Below are 6,133 nucleotides of genomic sequence, written 5' to 3' on the forward strand. Positions count from 1 at the left end.
AGGTTTCTTCGCCTCGCTTAGTGGAAAATGGTGGTTTAGCGTTGGATGTGACCTTGCCTATCTATACCAGACACTTCACTTTCTCAGGATTTTACTGGGGCTCGGTGCGGCTATTGGTTGATATATCAGAAATCATGCGACGCGTTCGTGAAGGAAGTGCTGCGGACTACGAGCTCGCATTAAGCCGAGCCTCGGTCGAAAAGCTCGGTGAAGAGGTTTTTCTCGGCAACCCTGATATTTTAAACACGGCGGACGCGACCACTGAACTTGATGTATTTAATGAAACCTGGCAGGTCCATGCGCGCGCTAAACATATGAATCAAGAAGTGCAGGGAATGGGCTGGTTACGTTTTTTTGGTTATGCCGGAGTCATTGTATTAGCTGCCGTCATCGCGTTATTGAGCCGCAGTTATCGGGCGTTGCACCAGCAAGCACGGACAGATGTACTGACAGGGTTGTTAAATCGAAGAGCCCTAACACAACGTTTTAAGGCGTTAGCCCTGCGTAACGATACACCTTTAGAGGTTATCTATATTGACTTGAACAAATTTAAGCCGATCAATGACCACTACGGACATGCTGTTGGCGACCGTTTTCTGATGCATGTTGCATCCATATTAAATACTTACGTGAACGCCAAAGAAGCCGGACGTATTGGTGGTGATGAGTTTGTCGTGTTACGTCCCCTCAAGTCGAGTGAAGTTGGCAACACCGATAGTGTCAGAGCTATCGTTGACCACCTACGCGAGCATCCTTTTGTGTTCGAGAAAGGGGAGTTAACTATCCACGCCAGTGTTGGCCGTGCAGAATTCCCCGCTGAGGGGCGTTCGCTTGAGGAACTCTTACACGTAGCCGATGAACGTATGTACGAGGACAAAAATAAAGACGTTTAGTCTTCGTTGTCATTTCGATGTAGGCGTCGGTATATAACGAATGAGTAAACTGTGGGTACAAGTGCAAGGGCTACAATAAGTGCGATAAAGAGACTTTGCGGGATGGTCCACCAAGCCCTCGATACCAATACCGCGCCAATAATCACGAAGCAGTAGCTGCCCATGCGGTGTGTTTTGTACCAAACTTCATCACTGGCCAATGTCCAAGGCGTGCGAATACCAATAAAGAAATTCTTACGCAGCTTACCTAAGTAATTACCTAAACAGATGAATAGGACGCCGACACCCACCATGATGATGGTTGGTAACTCGAGTTCTACACCGAGCGCAACACTCAGTTGGGCAACCTGAATAAGCAAAAGGAAGCCTAACATCAAGTTGGTAATTAAGCCGATGGTCGTGCGAAAACTATCTATGCTGTAGCCTTTGGGTGACAGCACGTGAAGACATTCCATGAGCGCCCAAAGCGCGATCATAAGCAGTGTCATCAGCCAAGCACCAAGCGGTTTGGACTGATAATCGTCAACTTCCCCAGCGAAGTTCCAATGACTAGGGATTTCTTGTGGCAGCTGCTTATAGATTGCAGCCACAAAAACGGCGCTTAGTACTATGAATAACCAGCTTATCCAGCGATGCTTCGATGAGAGCGTAAGGATCATGAATCCTCCTTATGAGAAAATAGATCGAACAAGATCGCCATGACCTCTTCGGCGACTGAACTATTAAGCGAGTAAATGAGTTGTTGACCGCGGCGCTCGCGTCGCACGAGCTCAGCATTTAGCAACAAAGCTAAATGGTGCGACAGAGAAGCTTTAGTTATTGAAAACTCCTCACTCAGCTCACCCGCACTCTTTGAACCAGCGCGCAACGCTCGGAGAATATTCCTGCGCGTGCCGTCGGCGAGTGCTTTGAACACCAGTTGTTGTTTCATTGAGACAATATCACTATTAGTTAGATATTTAGATAATAGTCTAAATATCTAAAGTTACAAGTTTGAGTTATGCTTGTATCCTATCTTTAAGGACGCGTTATGAAACTGATATCGACTTGGCAAACGGAAAGACTCGTGATTAGACCGCTTAAAAGGACTGATGCAGAGTTTATACTCAAACTACTTAATGAGCCTGAATTCATTAAACAAATTGCTGATAAGCAGGTTAGAACCATTGATAACGCCGTCAACTATATTGAAACAGGCCCCCAATCGCAGTATCGCCAGCATGACTTGGGCTTGATGTTGATAGAACAAAAGCAGGGGGGTAGGCCGATTGGATTAATAGGGTTATTAAAGCGTGATTTTCTCGGCGACCCCGATATCGGTTATGCACTATCTAATGCGTTCACCGGGTATGGCTACGCGATCGAGGCGGCAGTATCGTTAATGCACCGAGTGGCAACGCATACTGAGTTTAGTCGTATCAATGCGATTTGTAACCCAACGAATGAAGCTTCTCTGCATTTGTTAGATAAACTGGGTTTTGTAAAACAAGGTATGATCGAGTTGCCCGATGATGGGCAACCCGTGGTGCTTTTGGAAACCTTTGTTGTGCGCGATGGACGAGGTTAAACGGCAGTTAGCCAACCAAATGAGTCGGCCCGTTGGCCCCATTGAATTTCATTTAACGCACGGCGTAATTGCTGTGTTTTAGGACCTTCGTCACCGCTGCCGATGGTGACAGTTTGCTCATTGTGAATCAGCGAACCAACGGGGGTCAGTACAGCCGCTGTGCCAGACAACGCCGCTTCGGTCGTTGGCTTTTGTGCACGCTCGAGCAATTCATCAACCGATAAAGTACGCTCAGTTACCGTCATACCCATGTCTTTAGCAAGTGTCAGAATTGAATCACGGGTAATACCATGCAAAAAGCTACTATCCAAATCTTTGGTAATAATCTCATCACCGTCGATGAGTAAGAAGTTGGCGGCGCCTGTTTCTTGTACATCACCATTTGGGCAAAACAATACCTGATCGGCGTCGTACTGAGCGCGTGCTTGCATGATCGGGTTCAGCGCACTGGCGTAATTACCACCGCTTTTGATCATGCCCATGTGTGGAGCACAGCGCATACCGTCCGTTTCGATAAGTAGTTTTAATGGACGCGTGCCGCCCGCAAAATAATCACCTACAGGTGACAACAATACATACAGTAGTGACTGAGTTGCTGGGCTGGCCGCTTTACCAATCGCGGGTTCGGTGCCGATATGCGTTGGGCGTATATACATCGAACCGGGCGGATTGGGGACTTCATCTTTAAAGTGTTTAACGATGTCGACGATCATGTGCTCGAGTAATTCAGCATCGACCTCGGGTAAGGCTAGCAATTTACTGCTTTGCCGCATGCGTTTGATATTTTGATCCAGTCTAAAAATATGAACCGAGCCATCGGCATGTTTAAACGCTTTCAACCCTTCAAAACAGGTGCTGGCATAATGTAAAGCGTGTGCGCCGGGATGTAATGACAGACTATCGGCTGCACTTATTTTAGGGGGATGCCACTGCCCATCACGGTATTCTGCAATACTCATTTCAGGCATGAAAACGGTGCCAAAAGCGGCCATATCAGACTCCTTTACGTTAAAATCGACGCTAGTTTATCACGAAATCTACGTAATTTAGCTAAGAAGGGTTTCTTTTCAGGTACCAAATAGCGATGGGGATTTCCATCAAGGCGTAGGTAATGAGGGTGTACCAGAACCAATTAAGCGAACCACCCAATAACAAAAAAGGATAACCGAGGCCCATATACTTTGACCCTACAATGACAAGTGACAGGATAATAGCGCTACCGCTCGCGATCGCCAGCTTGCCCATCGATTTACCCGCAACTCTTGGAAAAACGTGCAGATAACACACCAATAGAATCGCAAGATTCAACAACACAACTAAAAGTTCAGCGGGTAACATTTCGACTTAAGTACTCCATATCGCCTGAAATAAAACGGATACGCCTGATAATAACATTAATCCTAACGTCAGTCGTTTAAACTGCTGCTCAACGACAAATCGTTGAAGATAATGCCCAAATAGGGCGCCTAACATCGCGCAAGGTACCATTGCCAGAAGGAGCGTGAGGTGGGAGCGCTGGTAGACACCTTGCGTACTAAAGGTCAGCACGTTAGCAATAGCAATGACTAAAAAGAACAATGCCAAAGTGGCCCGAAAGGTTGTTTTATCAACCTTTGCATTAGCAAGAAATAAGATGATGGGTGGGCCACCTAGCGTCATGAGTCCGTTTAGTATTCCCGATGTAGCGCCGACTCCGACATGACCGCGACGGTGATTCAAAGTTGGTAGACTGCGGCCACTGGCCAATACAGCGACTACCGTCAAGATGAGTAAGCCTAATAGCCATTGGATTGCACGCTCGTTGACTTCAACTAATAGTAAGCTACCCACAATGGAAAAAATAAAGCCAGCCCCAAGTAACCAAAGCCATTGTTGGGGGTGAGCAGCATGCCGATTTTTGTAATAGATAATTGAACTTAACACCACATTCACGATGGACAGCGCCGGTGTGATGATCGTCATCGGTAAAAATAGCGCTAACAACGGCACACTGACGAGGCCGGAGCCAAAGCCGCTGATACCTTGTAGCGTTGTGGCAAAGAAAACAATTACTGCAGCATAGATATATTCCAAAAAAACACCTCAATGGCTTTGCATACTCAGTTTTAGACTTCATAATGGCACTAATACAGGTTTTCCAGAGCATTTTATGCGAATTGTCATTATTTTGCTGGTGAGCGTATTAGCTGCGCTACAATATCGTCTTTGGTTTGGTAAGAATAGCTTGCCAGACTATTGGCGTTTACAACAGGAAGTACAGCATCAACGCAAAGCAAACGATAATCTAGCCCGTCGTAATGAAGTGCTTTACGCGGATATCAAGGACTTACGTGAGGGCGAGGACGCGCTAGAAGAGCGCGCACGCAACGAACTCGGTATGATAAAAAAAGAGGAAGTGTTTTTTCGTCTTGTGCACCCGAGGAGGCTTGAGCAGTAATATGTCATCTTCGTCGGGGATTAAGCTCGCGGCCATCGTTCCTGCAGCGGGCACCGGGAGCCGGATGCAAAGCGAGCAACCCAAGCAATTTATTCAGGTCCAGTCACAACCGCTACTATCACACACGCTCGCTGCGATTCAGCGATCTCCCCAAGTGCAACGTGTTTTTGTTGCAGTCAATCCAACAGCATTAGCACTGTACCCGGATTGGCCAAGTCACGTGGAAACTGTAAACGGCGGCAAGACGCGTGCTGAGTCTGTTCTTGCTGGTTTAATCGAGGCTGAGCGACAGGGCTTCAGTCATGCGCTAGTGCACGATGCAGCACGACCCTGCTTGCCGTTGAAGGTCTTATGCAATGTGATTGAACAGGGCACGTCCCAGGATCAAGGCGCTATTGTGGCCTTGCCAGTACGCGATACTTTAAAGCGTGCCCACCCTGATCGTGCGACGATAAGTAGCACGGTCTCTCGTGAGCTATTGTGGCAAGCGCAAACCCCTCAAGTGTTTGCAATTAAGCCTTTGATAGCGGCTATTAACAAGATGGGCGTTGCTCACCCAGAGCTCACCGATGAAGCTTCAGCGATGGAGTTTGCAGGCTATCACCCTCACTTGGTAATGGGCTCCTATAAGAATATCAAAGTGACCTTCCCGGAGGATATCGAGTTGGTCAGTTATTATTTAAACGAAGAGATTAATCACTCATGATGAATATTCGTGTTGGTCACGGCTATGACGTGCACCGCTGGGGCGCAGAGAACAAACCGTTAATGCTAGGTGGGGTCAAAGTACCTCACACTGATGGTCTTTTAGCGCACTCAGACGGTGATGTTGTGCTGCACGCTATTAGTGATGCAGTGTTAGGCGCATTGGGTTTAGGTGATATTGGTCGTCACTTTCCCGACACCGATGATCAATTTGCGGGCGCAGACAGCGGTGAGCTACTAACTCATATCATGCAATTGGCTGCCTCGCGCAAATTTGCTGTCGGCAACATCGACGTTACTATCGTGGCTCAGCAGCCTAAAATGGCACCTCACATTGACGCCATGAGACAACGTATCGCGGATTTACTGGATGTGGCGAGTGATGCGGTGAACGTGAAAGCGACAACGACGGAAAAGCTAGGTTTTGTTGGCCGGAATGAAGGTATAGCGTGCCATGCAGTGGTATTAATGGCGGGTAAGTCATGAGTCAGTTAGACGCGGCAATTAACCCAGTTAGGCTCAATTCAAAGC

Annotated in this window: 9 protein-coding genes; 5 read left to right on the top strand and 4 right to left on the bottom strand. The window is 47.4% G+C overall.

Translation table 11 applies throughout. The features are described from left to right. On the top strand, positions 1-893 hold an 893-nt coding region (locus B2X00_RS06750), incomplete at its 5' end, for a GGDEF domain-containing protein (RefSeq protein ID WP_290486642.1). On the opposite strand, the gene B2X00_RS06755 is transcribed toward B2X00_RS06750, so the two are convergent. Together B2X00_RS06755 and B2X00_RS06760 are read right to left on the bottom strand one after the other, a co-directional pair. After that, entirely contained in the window at positions 890-1,552 is a 663-nt protein-coding gene (locus B2X00_RS06755) for an SdpI family protein (RefSeq protein WP_290486643.1), read from the bottom strand. The genes B2X00_RS06750 and B2X00_RS06755 overlap by 4 nt on opposite strands. Then, entirely contained in the window at positions 1,549-1,824 is a 276-nt protein-coding gene (locus B2X00_RS06760; RefSeq protein WP_110572640.1) for an autorepressor SdpR family transcription factor, read from the bottom strand. Before B2X00_RS06760 ends, B2X00_RS06755 begins: the two co-directional genes overlap by 4 nt. 99 nt (positions 1,825-1,923) lie before the next feature. On the opposite strand from B2X00_RS06760, the gene B2X00_RS06765 reads away from it, so the two are divergent. Further along, positions 1,924-2,460: a GNAT family N-acetyltransferase gene (locus B2X00_RS06765; RefSeq protein ID WP_290486644.1), complete on the top strand. Its 537-nt coding sequence runs from the start codon at positions 1,924-1,926 to the stop codon at positions 2,458-2,460. On the opposite strand, the gene B2X00_RS06770 is transcribed toward B2X00_RS06765, so the two are convergent. Both B2X00_RS06770 and B2X00_RS06775 read right to left on the bottom strand, forming a co-directional pair. Next, positions 2,457-3,452: a branched-chain amino acid aminotransferase gene (locus tag B2X00_RS06770; RefSeq protein ID WP_290486645.1), complete on the bottom strand. Its 996-nt coding sequence runs from the start codon at positions 3,450-3,452 to the stop codon at positions 2,457-2,459. The two genes, B2X00_RS06765 and B2X00_RS06770, sit on opposite strands and share 4 nt — an antisense overlap. Positions 3,453-3,804: 352 nt before the next feature. Further along, the gene (locus tag B2X00_RS06775) at positions 3,805-4,533 is read right to left on the bottom strand and encodes a sulfite exporter TauE/SafE family protein (RefSeq protein WP_290486646.1); all 729 of its coding nucleotides are present in this window, start codon (positions 4,531-4,533) and stop codon (positions 3,805-3,807) included. Positions 4,534-4,609: 76 nt separating this feature from the next. Between B2X00_RS06775 and ftsB the strand changes: the two genes are divergently transcribed. The 3 genes from ftsB to ispF are packed head-to-tail and all read left to right on the top strand — an operon-like array spanning position 4,610 to position 6,088. After that, positions 4,610-4,897 carry a cell division protein FtsB gene (ftsB, locus tag B2X00_RS06780; RefSeq protein ID WP_071463709.1) on the top strand — a complete coding sequence of 96 codons (288 nt, stop codon included), beginning with the start codon at positions 4,610-4,612 and terminating at the stop codon, positions 4,895-4,897. 1 nt (position 4,898) lies between these two features. Then, positions 4,899-5,603, top strand: coding sequence for a 2-C-methyl-D-erythritol 4-phosphate cytidylyltransferase (gene ispD, locus B2X00_RS06785; protein WP_290486647.1), 705 nt, complete (start codon positions 4,899-4,901; stop codon positions 5,601-5,603). Then, positions 5,603-6,088 carry a 2-C-methyl-D-erythritol 2,4-cyclodiphosphate synthase gene (gene ispF / locus B2X00_RS06790; protein ID WP_290486648.1) on the top strand — a complete coding sequence of 162 codons (486 nt, stop codon included), beginning with the start codon at positions 5,603-5,605 and terminating at the stop codon, positions 6,086-6,088. The genes ispD and ispF overlap by 1 nt, the downstream gene beginning before the upstream one ends. The last annotated feature ends 45 nt before the right edge of the window (positions 6,089-6,133 follow it).

It is taken from the genome of Idiomarina sp. UBA3162 (assembly GCF_002364475.1).
Lineage (GTDB): Bacteria > Pseudomonadota > Gammaproteobacteria > Enterobacterales > Alteromonadaceae > Idiomarina.

Excerpts from the sequence above, each read along its gene's own strand:
- B2X00_RS06755 (WP_290486643.1), bottom strand. The coding sequence starts at position 1,552 with ATGATCCTTACGCTCTCATCGAAGCATCGCTGGATAAGCTGGTTATTC.
- B2X00_RS06760 (WP_110572640.1), bottom strand. The coding sequence starts at position 1,824 with ATGAAACAACAACTGGTGTTCAAAGCACTCGCCGACGGCACGCGCAGG.
- B2X00_RS06765 (WP_290486644.1), top strand. The coding sequence starts at position 1,924 with ATGAAACTGATATCGACTTGGCAAACGGAAAGACTCGTGATTAGACCG.
- B2X00_RS06770 (WP_290486645.1), bottom strand. The coding sequence starts at position 3,452 with ATGGCCGCTTTTGGCACCGTTTTCATGCCTGAAATGAGTATTGCAGAA.
- ftsB (WP_071463709.1), top strand. The coding sequence starts at position 4,610 with ATGCGAATTGTCATTATTTTGCTGGTGAGCGTATTAGCTGCGCTACAA.
- ispD (WP_290486647.1), top strand. The coding sequence starts at position 4,899 with ATGTCATCTTCGTCGGGGATTAAGCTCGCGGCCATCGTTCCTGCAGCG.
- ispF (WP_290486648.1), top strand. The coding sequence starts at position 5,603 with ATGAATATTCGTGTTGGTCACGGCTATGACGTGCACCGCTGGGGCGCA.